Here is a 25287-nt window from a genome sequence, read left to right as displayed (position 1 = left end):
CCCTGCTAGTCCGACGCCGCGTCAGCGTGCTTGCTGTTCCGCTGGATGCTGGCCACGATGTCCGTGACGCGGCTCTCGGTGAACAGTTCGTCAGCGGGAAGCGAGTCGTCGCCGAACTCTCGTTCCGCCCGCTCGATCAGCTTCACCGCAGTGAGCGATGTGCCGCCGGCTTCGAAGAAGTCGTCCTCGCCGCCCGTCACCCGCAGGCCGAGCTGCTTGCACTCGTCGACGACCCATACCAGCAGTGTTTCCGACGTCATTCGGTTGTCCGTCTCGCTCATTTGTCATTTCTCCTGGTGCACCGGGAAGCGGAATCCGTTGACAGTGCTCTCAACAAATCGATTGTGGCCGTATCGGTCCTCGCCGGACACCAATACGCAGCCATATTTCTCAAGGCTCGCCCGCGCACCGAATTCCTGGAGCTCGTCGGAGTACGGGTAGACCTGGACCTGCGTCGGCAGGTAACGGGAGGCGAAGCCGAGCCGCATCTGGTCGGTTTCGCCGCTGTGCGGATGAGACGCGTGCATGAGCGTCGACCAGAAGAGAATGAACTGGCCCTGGCGCATGACCTGGGAGACGGCCTTCGACTCGTCGGGAGTCCAGTCCGGATCCTTCTGCAACTGCCGGTAGTCGTAGCCGAAGAGCCCGCGCTTGACGCCGTCCTTCTCTACCTGGTTGATGATGTCCGGATTGTATTCCATGATCTTTGACTCATCGTAATTCATCGACGTGTGGGTGCCCGGGATGAACTGAAGGCAGCCATTCTTGACCGACGCCTCCGTGAAAGCGGTCCAGGCGGTTATGGTGCCCCCGAACTCCGCGTCCTCCGGCCACACGATGTGCGGGTGCTTCGAACCGTCGACGCTGGAGAAGTTGTCCGCCTGGTGCCAGTCCGTTCCCTCGTCACCCGGATACTTCGGGAAGAGCTCGGTGCGCCAGCAGAGCGTGTCGGGCCCGAGGATGCTCGACACCCTGTCCACGATCTCCGGCCTCGTGACGTGCTCGGCGAGAAAGTCGATGTCGAGATGGCGGTCGTAACTGGCCGCCAGGTTTGTGTTTCCGGATTCCGTCTGCCCCTCGTGATAAATGGACGTTTTGGTCCTGAGTAGCTTCGGCCTGGTCGCCCTGAGATGCCCTTCCATCTCTTCTTCGGTGTAGAGGTCGAAAGGGCCGATGTAGCCATCGCGAGCGAACTGCTTCAGCTCTTCGGGGGTCAGCGCGAAGGTTTTCGTACGGGCCATGTTTTCTCCTCGATCCTAATCTCGCTCGAAGGCGTCGCTCAGAGCGGCATAAGGCTGGAAACTGCGGCCGCCGGCGGGCTCGGTGGCCGCAGCGCCGGAATATAAGACGAAGAACCGAGAAAAAAAGTTACCGATGGATTACCCCTATCGGCAACCCCTATCCAGCGGTCGGCAACCCCTATTGGGCCGTCGCGCCGGAGGTACGCGCAGTTCGCCGAGCGGGCCCCGCGTTTGTCCGGTGCCGAATGCCGGTCCGGGGTCGAGCGGCGGCGGCGGTGACGAATCGAGCGTGGCTGAGAACAGTCGTAGCCGAAGCTTGTCGGGCCGCGGGTTGGAGAGTGTCGCCGGTCATGGTGAGCGATGACCTCCGCGGCAGAAAGTCAAGTGCCAGGGAGGCGATCTTCGGCCAGATCCGGCGGCACGCCGATCCGGGTCGAGCAGTGTCCGCGGTAGCTGCCGAGCGCGCCCATGGCCATGCCTGAGACATGGCCATGGGCGCGCCGCGCGGGTGAGGTTCTCGTGGTTACGGTCGGGTGGTCGCCGGCCGGCCCTGGAGGGCTTCATCGGTTGTCTGCTTGCCCGGTGCCATGGCCGGCAGTGCCAGAGCGGCCAGCGCGGCGACGAGCATGAGACCCGCGTTGACGAGGAACGCGACGCGGTAGCCCTGGACCAGCGCGTCGAGGTGGCTGCTGTCGTGGCTCGCGTTGCGGGTCACGCTGGACGCGACGTTCACGAGCACGGCAAGACCGATCGCTCCGCCGATCTGACGGGACGTGTTGAGCAGCCCGGAGGCGGCGCCGGCGTTCTTGGGATCCACATCGGTGGTGCCGCTGATGGTGACGGCGAGCAGCATGAGGCTGACGCCGAACCCGCCGACCACGTTCGGGCCGAGGATGTGGGTCACGTAGGCGGGATGGGAGGGGATGGTGGTCAGCCAGGCGATGCCCGCGGTGGCGATGAGGCCGCCGACCACCAGCATGCGGCGGGGGCCGACCTTGGGCGTGAGCACCCGGGAGGTGATGCCGCCGACGATGAAGATGACGGTGATGGGCAGCATGGCCATGCCGGTGCGCAGCGCGCTGTAGCCGAGGACCTGCTGGCAGTAGAGCGAGAGGAAGAAGAGCAGGGCGGTCAGCGTCACGCCCAGGAAGAACATCAGCAGGTTCGCGATCCGCAGGGTCCGCGGCCGGATCAGGTCGAGCGGGATGAGCGGGTGGGAGCTCCTGGCCTCGGCCACCAGGAAGAGGGCGATGAGGACCACGGCCGCGACCAGCGGGAGCACGACGCTCGGCGAACCCCAGCCCTTGGCGGAGGCCTCCGAGAGCCCGTAGGTCAGCGCACCGACTCCGAGGGTGACGCAGAGGGCGCCGGGCAGGTCGAGCCGGGTCCGCTCGGTGTTGGCCGAAGGCAGCAGGAACAGCACGCCGGTGACCAACAGGGCGACGCCCGGGGGGACGTTGACGAACAGCACCCAGCGCCAGTTCAGCTCGGCGGTGAGCACTCCGCCGAGGACCACGCCGATCAGGCCTGCGATCCCGCCCATCATGCTCCACAGCGCCAGGGCGCGCTCGCGCTCGTGTTCGTCGGTGTGGCTGGCGGTGATGAGACTCAGGCTGGTGGGGGCCATCGCGGCAGCGCCGGCGCCCTGCGCGATCCGGGCCGTGATCAGAACGGCCGCGTCGGATGCCAGGCCGCCGATCAGACTGGCGGCGGTGAAGACGACCACCCCGAACAGGAACACCCGTTTGTGCCCGAAGAGGTCGCCGGCCCTGGCCGCCAGGAGCAGGAAGCCGCCCAGGGTGAGCAGGTAGCCGCTGACGACCCACTGCTGCTGGTCGTTCGACAGGTTCAGCCCGGTGCGCATGTCCGGCAGGGCCACGGTGACGATGGTGGCGTCGAGCACGACCATGAACAGGGCGAGGCAGGACATCGCCACGACGACGCCCAGTGGCAGATTCGGCCGGAGAACAGGGGGTGCGGACGCGACTCGTGGCTCAGACATGGAGTCTCCTCAGTGGCTGATCGCGACTGAATCGAGTTCATGTGAACACCGTTCACGTGAACGCTGTTCACGCTACAATGCTGTCCGGAGGGTGTCAATCGAGGGAGAGCCGATGCCGCTGCGCAAAGCCGACGTGGTCGAGGAAGCGCTGCGCCTTCTCGACGCCGAGGGCCTGGACCAGCTCACGATGCGCAAGCTCGGCGCATCGCTCAACGTGCAAGGCGGCGCCCTGTATCGGCACTTCGAGAACAAGGAGGCCTTGCTCGACGCGGTGGCCGACAAGATCGTCGAAGGCGTCGGCGACCCGTTGCCCGACGTCTCCTGGCCGGAGCAGATCCGGATCGTCGGCAGCCGGCTCCGCGCGGCCTTGCTCAGCCGTCGCGACGGCGCTCGGGTGGTTGCCGGCACGTTCGCACCCGGAGCCAACACGGTCATCGGCTCGGACACGGCGGTCCAGGTGCTCTGCCGGGCGGGTCTGGCCCCCGCCCAGGCGGGCTGGGTCAGCTTCGCCATCTTCTACTACGTGCTCGGCCACACCATCGAGGAACAGGCCCAGCTGCGGTTGCCGCCCGACCATGACTGGCGAGTCCGCACCCAGGGGCTCAACGTCGATGTGTCACCGCAGTATGCGGCGGCACTCGACTCGCTGACGGACGCGGATCCGGCGGAACGGTTCGACTACGGGTTGAACATCTTCATCGAAGGGCTCTGCCGCCTCCAGGAGGTCCGGCCGGTGCAGGAGGAAGCAGGGGCGGTGTCACTCCCCGGCCGGGGGGTGGGGAACTGAGGTAGCGGAACCGGGCGCCCCCACCCAGGCGGCGGACGCCCTCGATCATGCGTGAGCCGGCCGAGGAGAACCCTCGGCCCCCAGCAACACAGCGACGTGTCCCGCCGACCCGGGCCGACAGCTCCCCAACCAGCACCGCCTCGCGGTCTCGCGGTCTCGTCGGTCTCGCGGTCTCGTCGGTCTCGCGGTCTCGTGCGGCATACGGGCTCGCACGAAACGGCTGGGCTCCGCTGTCCCCACCCCGGCGGCCACCAGGCAGATCCCCGCTGTCCGCGTCCGCGTCCGATCTCCGGGCACGGCCCGGCGCATCGGCGTACGGGTCGCCGTGCCCCGCCGCGAGCGCGTGCTCCGGCCGTCCCATGGCAGCCCGCCTCCGTCCCCCGCCGAGGTGGGTGCTCCCCGCGCTGCACACCGCGACGGGCGCGCCCCCCACCACACGAGCCGTCGGCGAGCTGCTCCCCGCCGACGATCTCACCGAAGCGGTCCGCCGACTGGCCGAGAATCAACGCCTTGCTTCCGCGCGCCGAGCGGAATCCTCGCCTCCGTGGTGGCCGGAGGTGAATCGACCACGGCAATTCACGCATCGGCGTTGTACTGCTTTTGACTGGGACTTGGTATTCCGATGGACGTCTCCAGTGCACGGCCCGGGGCGTATCGGCCACATCGCGCTGTTTGATCAGTTCGGTGCCGCAGCCCTCTGACCCGGGCTTCTTGACCTGTCGCAGCGGGACTGGCTATGTTCATTGATCGTCATGCGCGGCTCAAAACGGGGGAAGGCTGAGCGCTGTGCGCATTCACATGGTCGAAAACAACTTGTCAATCGCCCGCTTAAGGCGTATGGCGAGATTCGGTGCCTGTCCCGCGGCCGGCTTTTTCCGCCAAGAGAACGGACTGGTCCCTGGCGGGTTTCTGCTGGCCGTACGAGGAGAGCAGGCGCGACGTCGGCTGCTCTCCTCGTGCGTCCAGCAAGGCGCCGGTGACGTGGCCGAAGCCGCCGCCTGCTCCGGTCCGGGCGCCTTCGCCCCCCGGTTCACCGAGGTCACCGGGGTCATCGGGGTGTCGCCGGGCGGGTACCCGCAGATCGGTCGACTCGCCGGTGGTTTCACGGCGGACATGGTCGCCGGGTGCGGGACGGCGTCCGGCGCCCGCCGCGTCGGCAACGCTACGGCGCGGCGGCGGGTCGCTCGCGTGTCGTCGGGGACGTGGACGGCCGAGGCGCTCATCACGGCGGTGAGCGGCGCGGGTCACCGTCCGGCCATTGGTCAGGCCGGGCCTCGGATCGACCCGGGCGGCGTCGGTGGACCGGACCTCGCGCTGGACGCAGTAATCGCGGATTGAACTACTGCCCCGATATTCGGTCATAACTGTTCTCAACTATCAGTGGGGCGTTTTTCACGCCATGGGGGAACAATGGGAATACAAGTGATGCTGTCGGATGCTTTATTACTTTCCCGAAGCGCGCTCGCCGCATTGATCGAGAAGCGCGAGGATCTCCAGGTTGTCGGGGCCGTCGGCGGAGATGCGGAGGCGCTGGAATTCGCCGAGATTCATCACCCCGATATCTCGATCATCAGCTTCGACGGGGCCGACACCAGTGCGATCACCCTTGCCGAGAAGATCGCGAGTCTTCCGGGGTGCCGGAGCCTGGTCCTGGCCGAGTGCTTCACCCGATCGATCGTCCGCCAGGCCTTCTCCGGCGGGGTCGACGGCATGCTGCAGCGAAGCATGCCGGCCAGTCGCTTCTTCGAGGCCCTGCACCGGGTGTATCAGGGCGAACGCGTCTTCGACGCCGATCTGACGGTCGCGGCCATGTCCAACGCCGGCTGCCCGCTGACGTCGCGTCAACTCGCGGTGCTGGAGCGCTTCTCCCGCGGGGACTCGATCGCCGAGATCGCGGCACGGCTGCACCTCTCCGAGGGGACCGTGCGCAACTACCTCTCGTCCCTGGTGGCGAAGCTCGGCGCGCGTAACCGCATCGACGCCTTGCGGATCGCCAGGGATGCGCACTGGCTTTGAAAGTCCTGCTCGCCGACTTCATCGACCAATTGGGGGTTGGTTATGACCATGGATGGGGTGACGGCCGACGTCATCGGCAATTTAGCCCTCGCGCTCGGGGTGTCGAGCCTGCTCGGCGCACTCGCGCGCCGGATCGGGCAGCCGACCGCGGTCGGCCGGATCGCAGTGGGCATCATCGTCGGAACGAGCCTGCGCGGCATGTTCCCGGGCGATTCGACAGCTCACCTCTTACCCGGCGAGGCGACGCCCCTCATGCCGGGCATCGCCCCAGGGGCGCAGCGCCCCGCTGCCGTGGACGGTCGGCGGACCGACCGCCGTTCCCTCCCGCTCCTCTTCTGCGTCGTGGCGTCGAGTGAGATTCCGGTGGCACCCGTGCTCGCGGCGGGCCGGGACATGGGTCACCGCGCGCCGTGGACCGCACCGGACCTGCACTGCCTCGGTCGCCGGGCTCCTCGGGTGCGGAATCGGCGGGACGGCCGCCGCGGGCGACGCGACGGTGCGGCGGGGCGGTTCCGACGCCCTGCGGCCGGCCATGGCCGGCGCGCCGGTGAACACCCACGATCCCACCACGACCGACCGCGGGCGGGAGACGGTGTCTGCGCCGAGCGACCCGGCACCGGTCCGCACAGCGCGGAACTGTTCGCGACCTCTCACCCGCACGGCCCCCGTGTTCGCCGGGTGTCGATCCACACCTGTCCCTGTGCCGCGGAAGGTGAGAGGTGATGGGGATGCTGGTCGAACGGGACGAGGCAGAAAAGACGCTGGTCCAGATCTGGAGCGAGTGTTCGCTGGGCCGCAGTCGGACGGTCGCCATCGGCGGACCGCTCGCCAGCGGAAAGACGGCCCTGCTGGACTCCTTCGCCCACGACGCCGCCGACGCGGGCGCGACCGTCCTGGAGGCCACCGGTTCGAGTCTCGAGCGTTACCGGCCGCTGGGGATCATAGATCAGCTTCTGCGGGGGCGTCGGCTCTACTCCCACAGCGCGGAACTCGAGGTCCGGGCCGTGCTGGAGAGCGGCGGCGGAGCGGGCGCGCACAGCGAGATCTCCCCGTCGGTCCTCGGTCTGCTGCACAGTGCTTTCCAGTACCTGACCCACAGCCCGCCGCTGGTCCTCTGCATCGACGATGCGCATTTCATGGACGTCGAGTCGCTGGAGAGCCTGCTCGCGCTCATGCGGCGGATGGGCAGCGCGCCGATATCGATCGTCCTCACCTACTGTCCCGACATGGGCCGGACCAGCGTTCAGCGCATACTCCAGGCCGAGATCCTCAGGATGCCGAACTGTACCCAGCTGGAACTCGAGCCGCTCTCGGAGACGGGGGTCGCGACGGTGCTCGAGGAGTATTTCACCCTTGAGGCGGCGGGCCGGATCGCTTCCGACTGCAGGCAGCTCAGCGGCGGCCGGCCGTTGCTGGTGCACGCCATGGCCGAGGACCATGCCGACAGCGCATCGGTCCCGGCCGCGCCGCGGCGGCCACTGGCCGGCCCAGCCTTCGGCCGTGCCGTCCTGAGCTGCCTCTACCGGGCCGAGCCCGTCGTGCTCGAGATCGCGCGGGCGAGGGCCGCGCTGGGGGAGTTCCGGTCGGCGGCCGTGGTCGCGCGACTCTGCGGCATGGACTCGGAAACCGTCGCGCGGGTCGCCGGCTCTCCCGGCGTCGGTGGACTGCTGGACCATGACCTTCTCGGGCAGCCGAGCGTGCGTGAGGCCGTGCTCGGCAGCATCCCCCAGGAAGAACGCCACGCCCTGCGGTCTCGCGTCGCCCGCCTGCTGTACCAGGAGGGCGCCCCCGCCCTGGTGACGGCCGAACACCTGATGCGTATCGACGAGACGATTCCTTGGGCGAAACAGGTGCTGTGCGAGGCAGCGGACCGCGCCCTCGCCGGGGGAGACCACGAAGCGGCCGTCCGCTACCTCGAGAGAGCACATCGTCAGTGTGCGGAGGGGCGGGAGCGGATCGACATCGCGGCGAAGCTCGCCGACGTCACCTGGCGGCACGACCCCACAGCGGTGAAGAGCTACCTGCCCGATCTGGTCACGGCCGTCGAGCAGGGCGAGCTCTCCGTGCGGCAGTCGCTCCCCGTCGTCCGCAGCCTGCTGTGGAACGGCCAGGTGGAGCAGGCGACGCGCGTGATGGCGTGCCTCGGCGACGATCCTCACGCGCAGGTGGGTGCGGACGCCGGCCCGTACGCCGAGCAGCTGCACCTGTGGCTTCCGCTCACATATCCGGGAATCGCATCCGCCCTGGGATTCGAGGAGGCGGCCCCCCTCGACGCCGGCCTCGGCACGCCCGAGCAGCGGTCCGCGGCCGCACTGGGCGCGGTCCTGCGGGGCGCCGACGAGGAGGGAGCCGTCCCCGCCGCGGAACTCGTCCTGCGGGAGGCCCTGGCCGGGGCGGCGAGCCCGGCGTCGTCGCTCGCCTCACTCATGGTCTTGGTCTATGCCGACCACCTCGACAAGGCGTCGGCCTGGTGCGATGCCCTTCTCGCCTCCCTGGGGGAGACGCACGGTCTCGTATGGAACGCCATGTTCACGTCGGCGCGGGCGCAGATCCACTACCGCCTCGGAGACCTGCCGAACGCCAGGAGACAGGCACAGGCCGCGCTCGCGCTGATGCCGCGCGAGGGCTGGGGAGTGGCCGTGGTCCTCCCGCTTTCGCTCCTCGTCCTCACCGCCACGGCGATGGGGAACCTGGACGAGGCCGAGAGCCATCTCGAAATCCCCGTCCCCAGGGCCGCCTTCGGGACCCTGGGCGGAGTGGTCTACCTCGACGCGCGGGGCCAATACCATCTCGCGCGCGGCCACCACGACGCCGCTCTTCAGGACTTCCTTGCGGCCGGACACCTGATGAAGCTGGGGGAGGCCGACTGTCCGTCGGCGGTGCCCTGGCGCGCCAACGCCGCCCGCGCGTATCTCCACAAGGGCCTTGTGACGCAGGCGAGGGAACTCCTGACGGAACAGATGACGCTGCTCCCGCCGGGACACCCGCGCACCCGCGGCCTGACCTACCGGGCCATGGCGGCCACCCTCCGCCCGGACGAACGTCCGCCGGTGCTGCTGAAGGCGGCGGACATTCTCGACCGCTGCGGCGACTCGCTGAACCTCGCGTACACCCTCTCCGACCTGGGCCACGCCTACGAGTCACTGGGCGAGGTCGGCCAGGCCCGCCGCCACGCCGACCAGGCGAGGGCACTGGCGGACCGGTGCGCCGCGGCACCGCTGCTGCCACCGTCGGCACCGGCGGCCGACGAGAGAAGGGGAGCGGAGCTCCTCGGCGAGGCCGCGACACCCGCCCGCCGGCTCAGCTCGGCGGAATGGCGGGTGGCGGAGCTGGCCGCCCGGGGTGCCACGAACGAGCAGATCGCCCGAAAGCTCTTCATCACGGTCAGCACCGTCGAACAGCACCTCACCCGCGCCTACCGAAAACTCGGCATCCGCCGCCGCACCCAACTCCCTTCGTGTCTGTCCGAGCTCGTCCCATGACCATCGCCGGTGTCACACGCCCGGTTACTATGCTCATTTCATGCCCGGTTGCACCCCCGTGAGGGCATGCCGTGGTATGCAAGGAAAACGAGCTGTGGAGCCTGGGAAAATGCTGACTGAAGTCATTGCGACCCGCTATGTCGCACCCCTGCGCTCCGGCGGCTCCGTCCCCGGAGTCGTCGAGGCCGACGACCTGGGCACGTATGTCGTCAAGTTCACCGGTTCCGCGCAGGGACGTAAGGCACTGGTCGCCGAGGTGATCGTCGGCGAGCTGGCCCGCGCGCTCGGGCTGCGGTTCCCCGAGCTGGTGCTCGTGCACTTCGACCCGGCGATCGCCGACGGCGAGCCCCACCAGGAGGTGCGCGAACTCCACGGCGCGAGCGCGGGCCTCAACCTGGGCATGGACTACCTGCCGGGCGCGCGGGACTTCACCCCGGAGGTCGCCAGGACCTTCCCCGTGGACCCGCTGGAGGCGGGCAGGATCGTCTGGCTCGACGCCCTCACCGTGAACGTGGACCGCACGGTGCACAGCTCCAACCTCATGGTCTGGCCGACCTTCGGCACCGCGCCCGCGCGCCTGTGGCTGATCGACCACGGCGCGGCCCTCGTCTTCCATCACCGCTGGGACGGGTCCGATCCCGGGAAGCGGTACGACTTCCGTCACCACGCCCTCGGCCACTACGCCCCCGACGTACGGGCGGCCGACGCGGAGCTCGCGCCGAAGGTGACGCGCGAACTGCTGCGGGACATCGCGGCGGAGGTCCCCGACGCCTGGCTGGACGCGGAGGAGGGCTTCGCGACCGCGGACGACGTCCGGACCGCGTACGTCGCCTACCTCCACGCGCGCGTGCGGGCGTCCGCGGCCTGGCTGCCCACCGACTTCCCGACCCGGGAGGAACTCGCCGCCGAGGAGGCCCTCCGCGCGGCACGCACTCAGGAAGGCCGCCCGAACTGGCTCAAGCGGGTCCCCGACCTGCACGGCAAACCGGCGGCGGAACAGGATTGGTCGGTGCACCTCGGATGAACCGTGTGGGACGGGTGGTACAGATCGAGTACTGCACCCAGTGCCGCTGGCTGCCCCGCGCGGCCTGGCTGGCGCAGGAGCTGCTCATCACCTTCGAGGCGGAGCTGACCGAGCTGTCCCTCAAGCCCGGCACCGGCGGCGTCTTCGTCGTCCGGGTCGACGACGAGGTGGTCTGGGACCGCCGCGAACAGGGCTTCCCGGAGCCGACGGCCGTGAAGCAGGCCGTACGCGACCGAGTGGCCCCGGGACGGTCCCTGGGCCACTCGGACAAGCCGTCGCGGGAGTAGGTCAGCCCTTGAGCTGCTCGTAGGCCGGCAGCGTCAGGAAGTCCGCGTAGTTCTCGTCGAGGGCGACCGTGAGCAGCAGGTCGTGGGCCTGCTGCCAGTGGCCTGCCGCGAAGGCCTCCTCGCCGATCTCCTCGCGGATGTTGTCGAGTTCCTCGGCGGCGACCTCGCGGGCCAGTTCCGGGGTCGCCTTCACCGTGTTCCCGGCGTGCTCGAACTCGACGCCCGCGTTGATCCACTGCCAGATCTGCGAGCGGGAGATCTCGGCGGTGGCCGCGTCCTCCATGAGGTTGAAGATGGCGACGGCGCCGAGGCCGCGCAGCCAGGCCTCGATGTAACGGATGCCGACCTGTACGGCGTTGACGAGACCCTGGTACGTCGGCCGGGCGTCCAGGGAGTCGATCGCGATCAGGTCGGCGGCCTCCACATGGACGTCCTCGCGCAGTCGGTCCTTCTGGTTCGGACGGTCGCCGAGGACCTTGTCGAAGGACTCCATGGCGATCGGGACCAGGTCGGGGTGGGCGACCCAGGAGCCGTCGAAGCCGTCGCCGGCTTCGCGGTCCTTGTCCGCGCGGACCTTCTCGAAGGCGACCTTGTTGACCTCCGCGTCCCGCCGGGACGGGATGAACGCCGCCATGCCGCCGATGGCGTGCGCGCCGCGCTTGTGGCAGGTGCGGACGAGGAGTTCGGTGTACGCGCGCATGAACGGGGCCGTCATCGTCACCGCGTTGCGGTCCGGGAGGACGAACTTGGCTCCGCCGTCACGGAAGTTCTTGACGATGGAGAACAGGTAGTCCCAGCGGCCGGCGTTCAACCCCGAGGCGTGGTCGCGGAGTTCGTAGAGGATCTCCTCCATCTCGTACGCGGCCGTGATCGTCTCGATGAGGACGGTGGCGCGGACGGTGCCCTGCGGGATGCCGACGTAGTCCTGAGCGAAGACGAACACGTCGTTCCACAGGCGTGCTTCGAGGTGCGACTCCGTCTTCGGGAGGTAGAAGTACGGGCCCTTGCCGAGGTCGAGCAGGCGCTGGGCGTTGTGGAAGAAGTACAGGCCGAAGTCGACGAAGGCGCCGGGGACCTGGTTGCCGTCGGCGTCGACGAGGTGGCGCTCGCCCAGGTGCCAGCCGCGCGGGCGCATGACGACCGTCGCCAGCTCCTCGTCCGGGCGCAGGGCGTACGACTTGCCGGACCTCTCGTCGGTGAAGTCGATGGCGCGGGTGTACGCGTCGGCCAGGTTGATCTGGCCGAGGACGACGTTCTCCCAGGTCGGCGCGGAGGCGTCCTCGAAGTCGGCGAGCCAGATCCGTGCGCCCGAGTTGAGGGCGTTGATGGTCATCTTGCGGTCGGTGGGGCCGGTGATCTCGACCCGGCGGTCGTCCAGGGCCGCGGGGGAGGGGGCCACCCGCCAGGAGTCGTCCGCGCGGATCGCGGCGGTCTCGGGGAGGAAGTCGAGGGTGGACGTGCGGGCGATCTCGGCGCGGCGCTCCGCACGCCGGGCGAGGAGCTCGTCACGGCGTGGCGTGAACCGGCGGTGCAGCTCCGCCACGAAGGCGAGCGCCGCCTCGGTGAGGACCTCCTCCTGCCGCGGCAGGGGCTCGGCGTCGACGATGGCCAGCGGGGACGGCGCTGGTGCGGACATGTGCGGTCACTTCCTTCAGCGGTGGCACCGGGTGCCAGTCGAACCGGGTACGGCGGGCGGGGCCCCGGACAAGCCGGGTCCTTCTGAGTAGTGGATACTAGTTTCCTCATCGTGGAAGTTCAATGGTTTGTTGATGTCGAGATTCTTCGGGTCGAGGCATGGTGGCGCCGAGTGCCAGGTCCCTCACTCGAGGTGGGCGAGATCCTGGGGCGTGTCGATGTCGAACGGCCGGGCCACGTCCCCGCACTCGACGAGCGTGATCGCCTCCTCGTGTTCCCTCAGATAGGCGCGTGCCCCACGGTCGCCGGTCGCAGTCGCGGCGATGTCCGCCCAGTGGGCCGCCCCGAACAGGACGGGGTGGCCGCGTACGCCGTCGTAGGCGGCGGAGACGAGCGAGGAGTCGTCCTCGTACGCGGCGCGTACCCGGGCGATCGCCCCAGGCCCGATGCCGGGCTGGTCCACGAGCGAGACGAGCGCCGCCCGTGCCCCTGTCCCGGCGAGCGAGTCGAGCCCGGCCCGCAGTGACGTGCCCATGCCCTGCTCCCACGCGGGGTTCTCCACCAGCACGCACCCCTCCAGCCGGGCCCGCTCCCGTACGGCGTCGGCGGCGGCCCCGAGGACCACATGCACGCGCGCGCAGCCCGCCGCGCGCAGCACTCCCACCGCGTGTTCGACCAGTGGGCGTCCCCGGTGTTCGAGCAACGCCTTGGGCCGTCCGCCGAGCCGCCGGCCCCCGCCCGCGGCCAGCAGCACACCGACCACCTGGTCGCGGGCCCGGTCTTCGTTTTGCGTCATGCGTCCTGCATACCTGACGCGGTGTCGACCACACGGTTTCCGGGAGCTGAATTTCCGTCCGCGCAGTGGCGCACCCGGCATCGGGTGGCGTTTACTGACCCGCGCGTCCTTCGGCGCCCGACCGGCGTCACGGTGGGCGCGGGGGTGGGAAGACGCGAGAGTGCGCCAGGGGGGAGAGCTGTGTTGCGGAGCTTGGGACAAAGAGCGGTGACCGACAGCGACGAGGATCCGAGGGTGGCGGAACTGCGGACCGCGGTGTCCCGGCTGCGCCGCGAACTCGCCGCGCACCCGGCCGAGTTCCCCGACCGGGTCATCGCCGAGGACGAACTCGCCGCACTCGCCGCGATGGCTGCCCACGGCATCCCGGAAATCCCCCGGTTACGCCGTTCCCTGCTCCTCGTCGCGGGCGCGATCGGCTCGGTGAGCGCGCTGGCCCGCGGCCTGTCGGACGTACGCGACGCCGTGGAGCTGTTCGGGGAGACGCCGCGCCGCTGAGCCGTGACCCCTGCCTCCGGGCCGGGCCTCGGGCGTCGGCCGGTGAGGCTCCCGGGGCACCTGCGCGCGGCCGGGGTGCGGGTGGGTGGCCGGCGTGCGGACAGGCCCTAGGTGGCCGGTCCCGAGTTCGTCAGGGCCTCCGACAGTTCCGCCGCCACCTGCTGCAGCACCGGCACGATCCGCTCGGTGGCCGGCTCCGTGACGCGGCCCGCCGGGCCGGAGATGGAGATGGCCGCGGCGGTGGGGGAGTCCGGCACGGACACCGCCAGGCAGCGGACGCCGATCTCCTGCTCGTTGTCGTCGACCGCGTAACCGGCCCGGCGCACCTCCGCCAGGGCGGCCAGGAAGCCCTCCGGGGTGGTGATCGTCTTCTCGGTGGCGGCGGGCATGCCGGTGCGGGCGAGCAGGGCGCGCACCTCGGCGTCCGGGAAGGCCGCCAGCAGCGCCTTGCCGACGCCCGTGGAGTGCGGCAGGACCCGACGGCCGACCTCGGTGAACATCCGCATCGAGTGCTTGGACGGCACCTGCGCCACGTACACGATCTCGTCGCCGTCGAGCAGCGCCATGTTCGCCGTCTCGCCGGTCTCCTCGACCAGGCGGGCCAGGTAGGGGCGGGCCCAGGTGCCCAGCAGCCGGGAGGCGGACTCGCCGAGGCGGATCAGTCGCGGGCCCAGCGCGTAGCGGCGGTTGGTCTGCTGACGGACGTATCCGCAGGCCACCAGCGTGCGCATCAGGCGGTGGATGGTCGGCAGGGGCAGTCCGCTGCTCGCGGAGAGCTCGCTCAGGCCCACCTCGCCGCCCGCGTCCGCCATCCGTTCCAGCAGATCGAAGGCGCGCTCGAGGGACTGGACCCCTCCGCCGGCGGACTTGGCGGAGTCGGTGGTGCTGGCGCTGGACGTCGGCACGGCGCGTTCCTTTCGAAACAGGCGGGAAGGGCTGAAGCCTACCCGGCAGTCGGTTGACTCCTCGCTGGTGCGTAGCTACGTTTTGCTTGGCGGAATGCTAATTCCGCCTTGTGGAAACGTCCAGGTGTCGACGGTAGGTGCCACTCTGGAGAAGTGTGCCCTTGACGGCGCGAGGGCGGGAGTGAAGACTCTTTCAACAGAACGTTGAATTCCGTTACATGGAAGTTTCCGGAATGTCTCCGGAATGTCTCCGGAAGCTTCTCGGGGGCGACCTGGAAGAGACCCGGTTCCGAGAGCGGAAGACAACGGCGGAGAACGCGAACAGAGAGGGGTCCGGGTGCCCGACGCTGAACTGGTGCTGCGCTCGACACGCGTCATCACTCCCCAGGGGACACGGCCCGCCGCGGTCGCCGTCGCGGCCGGCGAGATCACCGCCGTCCTGCCGTACGACGCCCCCGTCCCCGAGGGCGCCCGACTGGAGGACTTCGGGGACGACGTCCTGCTGCCCGGCCTGGTCGACACACACGTGCACGTCAACGACCCCGGCCGCACCCACTGGGAGGGCTTCTGGACCGCCACGCGCGCGGCGGCGGCCGGCGGCATCACCACCCTCGTCGACATGCCCCTCAACTCCCTCCCGCCGACCACCACTGTGGACCACCTCCGCGTCAAGCAGGAGGTCGCGGCCGACAAGGCGCACATCGACGTCGGATTCTGGGGCGGCGCCCTGCCCGACAACCTCAAGGACCTGCGCCCGCTGCACGACCGTGGCGTCTTCGGCTTCAAGGCCTTCCTCTCCCCGTCGGGCGTGGACGAGTTCCCCCACCTCGACCAGGACGCGCTCGCCCGGTCGCTCGCCGAGATCGCCGCCTTCGACGGCCTGCTGATCGTGCACGCCGAGGACCCGCACCACCTGGACGCCGCCCCGCAGCAGGGCGGCCCCAAGTACGCGGACTTCCTCGCCAGCCGCCCGCGCGACGCCGAGGACACGGCCATCGCGCACCTCGTCGCGCAGGCCAGGCGCCTCCACGCGCGCGTGCACGTCCTGCACCTGTCCTCCTCCGACGCGCTGCCGCTGATCGCCGCCGCGAAGGCCGACGGCGTCCGCATCACGGTCGAGACCTGCCCGCACTACCTGACCCTCACCGCCGAGGAAGTCCCCGACGGCGCCAGCGAGTTCAAGTGCTGCCCACCGATCCGCGAGTCCGCCAACCGGGACCTGCTGTGGCAGGCCCTCGCGGACGGCGTCATCGACTGCGTCGTCACCGACCACTCCCCGTCCACGGCCGACCTGAAGACCGACGACTTCGCGACCGCGTGGGGCGGCATCTCGGGCCTGCAGCTCAGCCTGGCGGCGGTCTGGACCGAGGCCCGCAGGCGCGGCCACGGCCTGGAGGACGTCGTCCGGTGGATGTCCGCGCGCACCGCCGCCCTCGTGGGCCTGACCCGCAAGGGCGCCATCGAGGTGGGCCGCGACGCCGACTTCGCCGTCCTCGCCCCCGACGAGACCTTCACCGTCGACCCGGCCGACCTCCAGCACCGCAACCGCGTCACGGCGTACGCCGGCCGGACCCTGTACGGCGTCGTCAAGTCGACCTGGCTGCGCGGCGAACGCATCGTCGCAGACGGCGAGTTCACCGAACCGAAGGGCCGGCTGCTCACCCGCACCCCCTGAGCCGAAGGCGGGCCCGCCCCGCACCCCCGACGCCACCCGCACCCGCATCCGCACCGGCCGACTCCCGAAAGGCAGACCTGAGCACCGTGACAGCGATAGAGAGCTTCACCGGCGACGCGAACCCCTACGGCGGCGGCGACCCGTACGCGGACTACCGCACCGCCGACTTCCCCTTCACCCACCACGCCGACCTCGCCGACCGCCGGCTCGGCGCCTCGGTGATCGCCGCCAACGACGAGTTCTTCGCCCAGCGCGAGAACCTGCTGATCCCCGAGCCCGCCGAGTTCGACCCGGAGCGCTTCGGACACAAGGGCAAGATCATGGACGGCTGGGAGACCCGCCGCCGCCGCGGCGCCTCGGCCGAGCACCCCTGGCCGACCGCCGAGGACCACGACTGGGCGCTGGTCCGCCTCGGCGCGCCCGGCGTGATCCGCGGCATCGTCGTCGACACGGCCCACTTCCGCGGCAACTACCCGCAGGCGGTGTCGATCGAGGGCGCCTCGGTGCCGGGCTCTCCGTCCCCCCGGGAACTCCTCGGCGACGACGTGAAGTGGACGACGTTGGTCCCGCGCACCCCGGTCGGCGGCCACGCGGCGAACGGTTTCGCCGTGTCGGTGGAGCAGCGCTTCACACATCTGCGGGTCAACCAGCACCCCGACGGCGGCATCGCCCGCCTGCGCGTGTACGGCGAGGTGATCCCGGACCCCGCGTGGCTGGCGGTGCTCGGCGCCTTCGACGTCGTCGCCCTGGAGAACGGAGGCCGGGCCGAGGACGCCTCGAACCTCTTCTACTCCCCGGCCTCCAACACCATCCAGCCGGGCCGCTCCCGCAAGATGGACGATGGCTGGGAGACCCGCCGCCGACGCGACCGGGGCAACGACTGGATCCGCTACCGCCTGGCCGCCCAGGCGCAGATCCGCGCCCTGGAGATCGACACCGCGTACCTGAAGGGCAACAGCGCGGGCTGGGCGACGGTGTCGGTCAAGGACGGCGAGGACGGGGCGTGGACGGAGATCCTCCCGCGCACCCGCCTCCAGCCCGACACCAACCACCGCTTCGTCCTGCCTGCGCCGGCCGTCGGCACGCACGCGCGCGTGGACATCTATCCCGACGGCGGCATCTCCCGCCTGCGCCTGTTCGGCTCGCTCACGGAGGCGGGCGCGGCGGCGCTGACGGCCCGCCACCAGGAACTGGGCGGCTGAGCCGGCCTCCGCTACGGTGAACTCCCCGTCGGGGAACGGGGTGTTCACGGGGAGGCACGATGGCGGTCCTGCTCTACTACCCGTTGGTGAAGCCACCGACGGAGGTGCTGCACCAGGCGCTGCTGTACTGGGACGGCATCGCCACGGTCGTGCCCCGCGCACCCGAGGTGTACGAGGTCGCCGTCTCCGCCGAGCTGACGGAGCTGCGGGACCGCGCCCTGTACACGCCGCTGGTCTTCGGCCGGGACGCGATGGAGCGGCTGGACGACCCGGACCACGGCCTGGTCTCCCTCGGCTCCCTCAGCTCCCAGGTGCTGCGGCGGGAACTGCACCGCCTGGCCGAGAGCCCGGACCGGCCGCGGCTCCCCGTACCGCCCGACACCTTCATCTACGGCTCGAAGCTGAGCCGCTGGCTGGAGGACGAACTGCTGCGCCTCGGTCTGGCCGAGCGCTGCGAGCGCGCGTACTGGAGCCTGGCCGTGCCGCAGCGGGTCCAGCAGCTCATCGTCGGCGTCATGGCACGCGAACTGGCCGCCGCCGGACACCTCGCGTACGTCCCGTACACCGACCGCGCGGAGGCCGCGGCCGCGTGCCTGACCGCCCCCGACGAGCACCGGCTGCCCGCCTACCAGGCGGACCTCGGCGGCCTCCTGCCGGTCCCCGCGCCCGGCACCCCCACCGCCGACGTCCTCGCCTTCCGCGACCGCTACGGCGACGAGCGGGAGCGGCTGATGCGGGCCCTGCACCGGATGCTCGGCGACCTCCGCCGCGACTACGCACACCCGGCTGACGTCCTGGCCCAGCTGCGGCGCGAGATCGACGAGTCCGTCGCGGACTACCGCGCGGCCGCCAGGAGCAGCCGGATGGCCTGGGTGGAACGGTCCGTGATGGTGACCGTGGGCCTCACGGCCGCCGCCGGCGAGGTGGTCCGGCCGGGCCTCGGCTGGGTCCTGGGGGCGGTCGGCGGCATCGCGCTGAACGTGGCCACCCGCGAGATCCGCCCCCTGGCCCGGGCCCGCGAGGACCACGACTTCAGCTATCTGCACCGGGTCCGCGAGGCCCTGGCCTGACGGTCAGGCACTCCCGCACTCCCTCACTCACGCCGCGTGCCCGCCGTCCACGGCGAACTCGGCGCCCGTGACGTAGGCGGCCCCCGCCAGGTGCGCGACCGTCGCCGCCACCTCCTGCGCCGTCCCGAAGCGGCCCAGCGCGGTCATCGTCGCCTGACCGGCCGCGTACGGGCCGTCCGCCGGGTTCATGTCGGTGTCGATCGGGCCGGGGTGGACGAGGTTCGCGGTGATCCCGCGCGGGCCCAGCTCCCTGGCCAGCGCCTTGGTCAGTCCCACCAGGGCCGACTTGCTCATCGCGTACAGCGTTCCGCCGGGGCCGGGCACCCGCTGGGTCATGCAGGTGCCGATCGTGATGATCCGCCCGCCGGCCGGCATCCGCCCGGCCGCCGCCTGGGAGGCCAGGAACACCCCGCGCACGTTCACGGCCAGCACCCGGTCCACGTCCGGGAGGGCGAGCTCCGCCAGCGGACCGAGGACGCCGACGCCCGCGTTGTTCACCAGCACGTCGAGGCCGCCCAGCGCCTCCACCGCACGGTCCACCGCCCCGGCCGCCTCCGCCGGGTCCGCCGAGTCCGCGCGCAGTGCCACCGCCCGCCGCCCCAGCGCCTGAACCGCCGCTACGACGTCCGCGGCGGCCTCCTTGCCGTTCACGTACGTCAGCGCCACGTCCGCGCCTTCCTGGGCGAGCCGCAGGGCCGTCGCCGCCCCGATGCCGCGGCTGCCGCCGGTCACCAGTGCCACCTTGCCGTCGAGAGTTCCGTAGGTCGTTGTCATGGGTCCATCCCAGCGGCCGGTGCCCCGCCGTGCTGGCGGCGAACGGACACCGAGGTCGAGGAGCCGACGGAGCCGGTGGCCGAAAGCGCGCAGGCCGGAACTCTTTCCTCCGCCCCCGGCGTTCTCCCCTCGTGACCCTTCAGCAAGAGATCGTCGGCAACGCCATGCAGATGGCGGTCGTCAGCCTGCACCCCGGCCAGACCGTGTACTGCGAGGCCGGAAAGTTCCTGTTCAAGACCACGAACGTGACCATGGAGACCCGCCTGGGCGGCCCGTCCGGCGGTGGCGGCGGCCAGCAGCCCCAGAGCGGCGGCGGTGGCATGGGCGGCATGCTCCGTCAGGCCATGGGCACGGCCATGCAGGTCGGCCAGCGTGCCCTCGCGGGTGAGTCGCTGGCGTTCCAGTACTTCACCGCGCAGGGCGGCGAGGGCACGGTCGGCTTCGCGGGCGTGCTCCCCGGCGAGATGCGGGCGCTGGAGCTGGACGGCACGCGCGCGTGGTTCGCGGAGAAGGACGCCTTCGTGGCCGCCGAGTCCACCGTCGACTTCGGCATCGCCTTCCAGGGCGGCCGCACCGGTATGAAGGGCGGCGAGGGCTTCATCCTCGAGAAGTTCACCGGCCGCGGCACGGTGATCATCGCGGGCGCCGGCAACTTCATCGACCTCGACCCGGCCGACTTCGGCGGCCGTATCGAGGTGGACACGGGCTGCGTGGTCGCCTTCGAGGAGGGCATCCGGTACGGCGTCCAGCGCGTCGGCGGGCTCAACCGCCAGGGGATCATGAACGCCGTGTTCGGCGGCGAGGGCCTGTCCCTGGCCACCCTGGAGGGCAACGGCCGGGTCATCCTGCAGTCCCTCACCATCGAGAGCCTCGCCAACGCCCTGAAGAAGGCCCAGGGCGGCGACAAGCAGGGGCCTACGGGCGGACTGTTCTCGACGAACGCGGGCTGAACCGATGAGTTGCGGGCCGCGGTGGGGTCTGAGGTGATGACAGCAGAACTCACTGAAGAAAGCAGGCACGCGTCATGGGCAAGCTGGTCTCCACCATCTTCGTCACCCTCGACGGCGTCTACCAGGCCCCCGGCGGCCGTGACGAGGACACCCGCGGCGGTTTCGAGCACGGCGGCTGGAGCTTCCCGTACGGGGACGAGGACTTCGGCCGGTTCGTCTCCGGGGTCTTCGACCACGTCGGCGCGTTCCTGCTCGGCCGGCGCACCTACGAGATCTTCGCCGGTTTCTGGCCGAAGGTCACCGACCCGGGCGACCCGGTCGCGGGCAAGCTGAACGCACTGCCGAAGTACGTGGCCTCCACGACCCTCACCGACCCAGCCTGGACTGGCACCACCGTGATCCGCGGCGACGCCCTCGCCCAGGAGGTCACCGCCCTCAAGGAGCGCACCGACGGTGAGCTCCAGATCCACGGCAGCGGCGCCCTGGTCCGGTCGCTGCTCGCGCTGGACCTCGTGGACACCGTGCACCTGCTGACGTTCCCGGTCGTGCTCGGTTCCGGCCTGCGGCTGTTCGCCGAGGGGGCCCTGCCCACCGCGTTCCGGCACACCGGCGGCCTGATCACCGCGGCGGGCGTCTCCATCCAGACGTACGACCTTCAGGGCCGTCCGAGCTACGGCTCGTACGAACTCCCGGACAACGGCTAGCCGCAGGTTAACTTCCCGAAAACTCATCGGACTTGCCGGGAAAATCCTCGGAGTTGTCATTGACATGTCACTGTCTACGCGCGTCATCATGAGGGCATGAGATTCCCCCCACGCATCACCCGCATAGGCGCCTCGGCCGCCGTCCTGTCCGCCCTTCTGGTCGGCGGCACCGTCTCCGCCACCACGGCCAACGCCGCGGTCGGCAGTGTCTGCTACAGCAGGCTGCCGTCCCAGGCGTACGACACGCTCGAGCTGATCGAGCAGGGCGGGCCGTTCCCGTACTCGCAGGACGGCTCGGTCTTCCAGAACCGGGAGGGCGTGCTGCCCTCGCAGTCGACCGGCTACTACCACGAGTACACGGTGAAGACCCCCGGGTCGTCGACGCGCGGAGCGCGCCGCATCGTGACCGGGAAGAAGACCGACGAGGACTACTACACCGCGGACCACTACGCCACGTTCAACCTGATCAACTACGGCTGCTGAGCCGTCGGGCGATCAAGGGCTGACCGTCGAGGAACGGTGCGACCGGCCGGAGGTCCGACTCCCCCCACTCAGTCGGACCCCCGGCTCTCCGCCGCCGCGAACAGGGCGAACGCCAGGACGATGAGCGCGGCGCTGGCGTAGACCTCGTAGCCGTCCAGCAAACCGATCCGCTGCACGAGGCCCACCCGCCAGTCGCTGAACTCGTGCACCAGGCCCAGCACACCCTGCACCAGGGCGAGAAAACCGATCACTTCCAGCAGTTCCTTCATGTCCAGGACCCTCGCCCCAGAGCACCCACGCAGGCCATCGGCCGTGAGGTGAGACCCGTCCGACGGAAGGCCCCGGTCCGGCGGTCCGGCGCCGCCGAAAGTAGCCGGCGGCACGACTTCGGTCGACGGTCGTCTCCCTTCGGCAGCGGATCCCGTCCGCGGGGAGGTGGCACGGACCTGCGCTGCGTAGATTTGTCGACCATGAGGGCATACGACGACACGGATGCCGCGGACGACGCGGCACGGGCGACGCCCGGGTTCACCGGACGCCGATGGCTGCTGCCGTCCGCCCTGGTCTCGGCGCTCGACCCGGACGCGACGCGGCCCGGCCGACCGCACCGGCGCACCGCCCGCGACTGGGTCGTCGACTTCTGCTGCTTCCTGCTGGCCGTCGCCGTCGGCCTGACGGTCGCGGACTCCTTCCCCGGCGAACGCGACCTCTCGCCCGCCTTCGCCCTCACCGACCAGCTCCTGGGCGCCCTCGCCTGCGCGGCGGTCTGGCTGCGCCGCCGGTGGCCCGTCGGCCTGGCCACCCTGCTGGTCCCCCTCGGCTTCCTGTCCACCACCTCGTCCGGTGCCTGCGTCGTCGCCCTCTTCTCGCTCGCCGTGCACCGGCCGCTGCGGTACGTGGCCTGGGTGGGCGGCGCCGAGCTCGCCCTGATCCCGGTGCTCGCCTGGGCGCGCCCGGACCCCACCCTTGCCTACGGGCCCGCGGTGGCGTGGACTGTGCTGATCATCGTCACGGCCGTCAGCTGGGGCATGTTCGTACGTTCCAAGCGGCAGCTGATGCTGAGCCTGCGCGAGCGTGCCCGACGCGCCGAGACGGAGGCCCGGCTGCGCGCCGAGCAGGCGCAGCGGCTGGCCCGCGAGGCCATCGCGCGGGAGATGCACGATGTGCTGGCCCACCGGCTCACCCTGCTCAGCGTGCACGCCGGCGCGCTGGAGTTCCGTCCCGACGCGCCCCGCGAGGAGATCGCGCGGGCGGCCGGTGTCATCCGCGAGAGCGCCCACGACGCCCTCCAGGATCTGCGGGAGATCATCGGTGTGCTGCGGGCCGGCGAACCCGACGACGCCGGCCGCCCTCAACCGACGCTGGCCGCCCTGGACACGCTGGTCGCCGAGTCCCGCGAGGCCGGCATGAAGGTCACCCTCGACCAGCGCGTCAGCGACGCCGCGGCCGTCCCCTCCTCCGTCGGCCGCACCGCCTACCGCATCGCCCAGGAGTGCCTCACCAACGCCCGCAAACACGCCCCCGGCGCGGAGAGCGCGGTCACCGTCACCGGCGGCCCCGGCGAGGGCCTGGCCGTCACCGTGCGCAACCCGGCCCCCGAGGGTGCCGTACCGCCCGTCCCCGGCTCCGGCCAGGGCCTCATCGGCCTCACCGAACGGGCGACGCTGGCCGGAGGCCGCCTGGAACACGGGGCCTGGGGAGACGGCGGCTTCGAGGTACGAGCGTGGCTGCCGTGGCCGGACCCGGCCTAGCGGTGAACTCGCCGACCGGCAGGCCCGTAACCGTGATTACGTAAGGGTCATGACTGCGATCAGACTCCTTCTCGTCGACGACGATCCCCTGGTGCGGGCCGGTCTGGCCTTCATGATGGGCGGCGCCGACGACATCGAGATCGTCGGTGAGGCCGCCGACGGCGGCGAGGTCGAGGGACTCGTGGACCGCACCCGGCCCGACGTCGTCCTGATGGACATCCGGATGCCGGCCATGGACGGGCTCACCGCTACGGAGCGGCTGCGCAGGCGGGCGGACGCCCCGCAGGTCGTGGTGCTCACCACCTTCCACGCCGACGAGCAGGTGCTGCGGGCACTGCGCGCGGGAGCCGCCGGGTTCGTCCTCAAGGACACCCCGCCCGCCGAGATCCTCGACGCGGTGCGCCGGGTCGCGGCCGGCGACCCGGTCCTGTCGCCCACGGTCACCCGGCAGTTGATGGACCACGCGGCGGGCACGGCGGCCGACACCCGACGCGCCCACGCGCGCGTGCGCCTCGCCGCGCTCGGCGAACGCGAACGCGAGGTGGCCGTCGCCGTCGGCCGCGGACTGTCCAACGCGGACATCGCCGCCGGACTGTTCATGAGCGTCGCCACCGTCAAGGCCCACGTCTCCCGGATCCTCGCCAAACTCGACCTCAACAACCGGGTGCAGATCGCCCTGTTGGCGTACGACGCCGGGCTCCTTGAGGAGCGGGCGGAAGACGCGGCGGGAGCTCAGGACGCGGCGGAGGACGGGCACTAGGGGTCGCTCCCGTCCGTTGGAGGAGTGACGGAGGGGGAGTGGCATGGCCGAGGTGATCGACCTGGGGGAGTTCGGCGACGGGTTCCTGAGGGCCCCGCACACGGTGTACGCGCGACTGCGTGAGCGTGGCCCGGTGCACCGGGTGCGGCCGCCCGGCGCCGGCGAGGACTACACGACCTGGCTCGTCGTGGGGTACGAGGAGGCGCGGGCGGCGCTCGCCGACCCGAGGCTGTCCAAGGACAGCAGCAGGCTGGGGGGCTTCGACGATCAGCTCATCGGCCCGTATCTGCTGACCGCCGACCCGCCGCGGCACACGCGCCTGCGCGCCCTGGTCGCCCGCGCCTTCACCATGCGCCGCGTGGAGGAACTGCGGCCGAGGGTCCAGCAGATCACCGACGAGCTGCTCGACGCGATGCTGCCGCACGGCCGCGCCGACCTCGTGGAGTCACTGGCCTTCCCGCTGCCCATCACGGTCATCTGCGAGCTGCTCGGCGTTCCCGAACTGGACCGCACGGAGTTCCGCAAGCTGTCCACGCAGGTGGTGGCGCCCACCGACGCGGACAGCGAGTACGACGCGCTGGTCCGGCTCGCCGAGTACCTCACCGAGTTGATCGAGGACAAGCGGTCCGCCGGACCCGGCGGCGACCTGCTGAGCGACCTGATCCGCACCACCGCGCAGGACGGCGACCGGCTCTCGCCCGGCGAGCTGCGCGGCATGGCGTTCATCCTCCTCATCGCGGGCCACGAGACGACCGTCAACCTGATCACCAACGCCGTCCACGCCCTGCTCACCCACCCGGACCAACTCGCCGCCCTGCGCGCCGACATGACCCTCCTGGACGGCGCGGTCGAGGAGGCCCTGCGCTACGAGGGGCCGGTGGAGAACGCCACCTTCCGCTACGCGGTGCAGCCGTTGGAGATCGGCGCGACCCCCATCGCGCAGGGGGAGCACGTGATGATCGGCCTCACCGCGGCCGACCGGGACGGGGCCCGCTTCCCGGACCCGGACCGCTTCGACATCCGCCGCGAGCCCCGGGGCCACCTCGCCTTCGGCCACGGCATCCACTACTGCCTGGGCGCCCCGCTGGCCCGCCTCGAAGCCCGCACCGCGATAGGGACGTTGCTGGACCGCGCCCCCGCCCTCGCCCTCGACGGCCCGCCCGGCGACTGGCTCCCGGGCCTGCTGATACGCGGGGTGCGCAGCCTGCCGGTGCGCTGGTAGAACACCGGGATCCAGACGTTCTCAGG

The 25287-nt window shown here is 70.7% G+C and carries 24 protein-coding genes; 16 read left to right on the top strand and 8 right to left on the bottom strand.

The annotated features are described in order from the left end of the window. Positions 1–5 precede the first annotated feature (5 nt). The 3 genes from B5557_RS09540 to B5557_RS09530 form a co-directional block, all read right to left on the bottom strand. Positions 6–281, bottom strand: a complete 276-nt coding sequence (locus B5557_RS09540) for a phosphopantetheine-binding protein (RefSeq protein WP_173877655.1) — start codon at positions 279–281, stop codon at positions 6–8. A gap of 3 nt (positions 282–284) precedes the next feature. Continuing rightward, complete coding sequence (locus B5557_RS09535) at positions 285–1241, bottom strand: chlorinating enzyme (RefSeq protein WP_079658712.1); 957 nt, start codon at positions 1239–1241, stop codon at positions 285–287. Positions 1242–1764: 523 nt separating this feature from the next. Beyond that, entirely contained in the window at positions 1765–3243 is a 1479-nt protein-coding gene (locus B5557_RS09530; RefSeq protein ID WP_079658711.1) for an MFS transporter, read from the bottom strand. A gap of 112 nt (positions 3244–3355) precedes the next feature. Between B5557_RS09530 and B5557_RS09525 the strand changes: the two genes are divergently transcribed. The 6 genes from B5557_RS09525 to B5557_RS09500 all read left to right on the top strand — a co-directional run bounded on the left by B5557_RS09525 (position 3356) and on the right by B5557_RS09500 (position 10839). Next, on the top strand, positions 3356–4030 hold the full coding sequence (locus B5557_RS09525; protein ID WP_159424355.1) for a TetR/AcrR family transcriptional regulator C-terminal domain-containing protein: 675 nt from the start codon (positions 3356–3358) through the stop codon (positions 4028–4030). Between the two features lie 981 nt (positions 4031–5011). Continuing rightward, positions 5012–5368 (top strand): hypothetical protein, encoded by a 357-nt coding sequence (locus B5557_RS43590; protein WP_143688154.1) that lies wholly within the window; start codon positions 5012–5014, stop codon positions 5366–5368. Between the two features lie 87 nt (positions 5369–5455). After that, on the top strand, positions 5456–6046 hold the full coding sequence (locus tag B5557_RS09515) for a response regulator transcription factor (protein WP_180291504.1): 591 nt from the start codon (positions 5456–5458) through the stop codon (positions 6044–6046). A 722-nt stretch (positions 6047–6768) separates the two neighbouring features. Next, positions 6769–9528, top strand: a complete 2760-nt coding sequence (locus B5557_RS09510) for a helix-turn-helix transcriptional regulator (protein ID WP_079658708.1) — start codon at positions 6769–6771, stop codon at positions 9526–9528. A gap of 109 nt (positions 9529–9637) precedes the next feature. Beyond that, positions 9638–10552, top strand: a complete 915-nt coding sequence (locus B5557_RS09505) for a HipA family kinase (protein ID WP_079658707.1) — start codon at positions 9638–9640, stop codon at positions 10550–10552. Next, positions 10549–10839, top strand: coding sequence for a SelT/SelW/SelH family protein (locus B5557_RS09500; protein WP_079658706.1), 291 nt, complete (start codon positions 10549–10551; stop codon positions 10837–10839). Before B5557_RS09505 ends, B5557_RS09500 begins: the two co-directional genes overlap by 4 nt. A 1-nt stretch (position 10840) precedes the next feature. Here the strand turns inward: B5557_RS09500 and aceB are convergent, their stop codons facing one another. Next, positions 10841–12475: a malate synthase A gene (aceB, locus tag B5557_RS09495; RefSeq protein WP_079658705.1), complete on the bottom strand. Its 1635-nt coding sequence runs from the start codon at positions 12473–12475 to the stop codon at positions 10841–10843. A 183-nt stretch (positions 12476–12658) separates the two neighbouring features. Then, a complete protein-coding gene (locus tag B5557_RS09490; protein ID WP_079658704.1) occupies positions 12659–13270 on the bottom strand; it encodes a nucleotidyltransferase family protein in 612 nt (203 codons plus the stop codon). Between the two features lie 207 nt (positions 13271–13477). On the opposite strand from B5557_RS09490, the gene B5557_RS09485 reads away from it, so the two are divergent. Then, complete coding sequence (locus B5557_RS09485; protein ID WP_231976316.1) at positions 13478–13765, top strand: DUF5955 family protein; 288 nt, start codon at positions 13478–13480, stop codon at positions 13763–13765. A 107-nt stretch (positions 13766–13872) separates the two neighbouring features. On the opposite strand, the gene B5557_RS09480 is transcribed toward B5557_RS09485, so the two are convergent. Then, positions 13873–14670, bottom strand: coding sequence for an IclR family transcriptional regulator (locus B5557_RS09480; protein WP_079658702.1), 798 nt, complete (start codon positions 14668–14670; stop codon positions 13873–13875). A gap of 337 nt (positions 14671–15007) precedes the next feature. Here B5557_RS09480 and allB point away from each other — a divergent pair, with 337 nt between their 5' ends. The 3 genes from allB to B5557_RS09465 all read left to right on the top strand — a co-directional run bounded on the left by allB (position 15008) and on the right by B5557_RS09465 (position 18617). Continuing rightward, on the top strand, positions 15008–16345 hold the full coding sequence (gene allB / locus B5557_RS09475; protein ID WP_079658701.1) for an allantoinase AllB: 1338 nt from the start codon (positions 15008–15010) through the stop codon (positions 16343–16345). Between the two features lie 86 nt (positions 16346–16431). Further along, positions 16432–17547 (top strand): allantoicase, encoded by a 1116-nt coding sequence (gene alc / locus B5557_RS09470; protein WP_079658700.1) that lies wholly within the window; start codon positions 16432–16434, stop codon positions 17545–17547. A 59-nt stretch (positions 17548–17606) separates the two neighbouring features. Next, on the top strand, positions 17607–18617 hold the full coding sequence (locus B5557_RS09465) for a hypothetical protein (protein ID WP_079658699.1): 1011 nt from the start codon (positions 17607–17609) through the stop codon (positions 18615–18617). Positions 18618–18644: 27 nt separating this feature from the next. On the opposite strand, the gene B5557_RS09460 is transcribed toward B5557_RS09465, so the two are convergent. Then, positions 18645–19391: an SDR family oxidoreductase gene (locus tag B5557_RS09460; protein ID WP_079658698.1), complete on the bottom strand. Its 747-nt coding sequence runs from the start codon at positions 19389–19391 to the stop codon at positions 18645–18647. Positions 19392–19522: 131 nt separating this feature from the next. Between B5557_RS09460 and B5557_RS09455 the strand changes: the two genes are divergently transcribed. The 3 genes from B5557_RS09455 (at position 19523) to B5557_RS09445 (ending at position 21528) form a co-directional block, all read left to right on the top strand. Continuing rightward, entirely contained in the window at positions 19523–20341 is an 819-nt protein-coding gene (locus B5557_RS09455; protein WP_079658697.1) for an AIM24 family protein, read from the top strand. A 74-nt stretch (positions 20342–20415) separates the two neighbouring features. Further along, on the top strand, positions 20416–21045 hold the full coding sequence (locus tag B5557_RS09450) for a dihydrofolate reductase family protein (RefSeq protein WP_079658696.1): 630 nt from the start codon (positions 20416–20418) through the stop codon (positions 21043–21045). A 96-nt stretch (positions 21046–21141) separates the two neighbouring features. After that, complete coding sequence (locus tag B5557_RS09445) at positions 21142–21528, top strand: ribonuclease domain-containing protein (protein WP_079658695.1); 387 nt, start codon at positions 21142–21144, stop codon at positions 21526–21528. Between the two features lie 68 nt (positions 21529–21596). Here the strand turns inward: B5557_RS09445 and B5557_RS09440 are convergent, their stop codons facing one another. Continuing rightward, a complete protein-coding gene (locus B5557_RS09440; protein WP_079658694.1) occupies positions 21597–21797 on the bottom strand; it encodes a hypothetical protein in 201 nt (66 codons plus the stop codon). 201 nt (positions 21798–21998) lie between these two features. Here B5557_RS09440 and B5557_RS09435 point away from each other — a divergent pair, with 201 nt between their 5' ends. From B5557_RS09435 to B5557_RS09425, 3 genes are read left to right on the top strand one after another with little or no spacing between them, the layout of a single operon-like run. Beyond that, positions 21999–23279: a sensor histidine kinase gene (locus B5557_RS09435; RefSeq protein WP_079658693.1), complete on the top strand. Its 1281-nt coding sequence runs from the start codon at positions 21999–22001 to the stop codon at positions 23277–23279. Positions 23280–23328: 49 nt separating this feature from the next. After that, a complete protein-coding gene (locus tag B5557_RS09430) occupies positions 23329–24039 on the top strand; it encodes a response regulator (RefSeq protein WP_079658692.1) in 711 nt (236 codons plus the stop codon). A 43-nt stretch (positions 24040–24082) separates the two neighbouring features. Then, entirely contained in the window at positions 24083–25261 is a 1179-nt protein-coding gene (locus B5557_RS09425) for a cytochrome P450 family protein (protein ID WP_173877654.1), read from the top strand. Positions 25262–25287: the final 26 nt, after the last annotated feature.

Source organism: Streptomyces sp. 3214.6, assembly GCF_900129855.1.
GTDB classification, from domain to species: domain Bacteria; phylum Actinomycetota; class Actinomycetes; order Streptomycetales; family Streptomycetaceae; genus Streptomyces; species Streptomyces soliscabiei.
This window is presented reverse-complemented; position numbering and strand designations above follow the sequence as displayed.